A 625-nucleotide genomic window follows, 5' to 3' on the forward strand; every position below is an offset into this window, starting at 1 on the left:
TGGCGCGTGCTGATGGCGTAGTGCTTGAGGATTATCAGCGCATCATTTACATCATGACGCAATCAGGTTGTGCTGGTGGTGGTTCTGCAACAACAGGGAAAACGTTCCCGAGTCGTGCATACATAGATGGCACGCTGTCAGCAAGAGTGATTGCACATGAATTCGGGCACAACCTTGGTTTGAGCCACGCTAAGGCGTTGGATTGTGGCGATGCGTCGGTATCGAACAACTGTAGCGTAATTGAATACGGCGACTCGTACGATGTTATGGGTACTCCTGATATGGGTTACATCAATACGTACTACAAAGAACGTATGGGATGGTTGAATGATGCGGAATCACCAAACATTCTTACGGCAATTCAAGATGGTTTGTATGAAATCGCAGAGTACGAAACCCAAGACATAACACAAAACATCGCGTTAAAAATACCTCGCGGTGTGAACCCTAATACTGGCTTGAAGGAGTGGTTCTATGTCGAATATCGTCAAGCGATGGGTTATGACCAATTTTTAGATGACCGCTCTTATATGCTGTTTCGTGGTGATGTGACGGACGGTGTGATTGTTCGTTTAGTCGAAGAAGGCGCGGAAGAAAGTTACATTCTGCACATGAAGCCAAATTC

General features: G+C 46.1%; 1 protein-coding gene. It reads left to right on the forward strand.

The features are described 5' to 3' along the window. Positions 1-625, forward strand: a 625-nt coding sequence (locus R7O13_RS28360) for a reprolysin-like metallopeptidase (RefSeq protein ID WP_412125743.1), incomplete at both ends; no start/stop codon positions are given.

The organism is Vibrio sp. Y176, assembly GCF_033438945.1.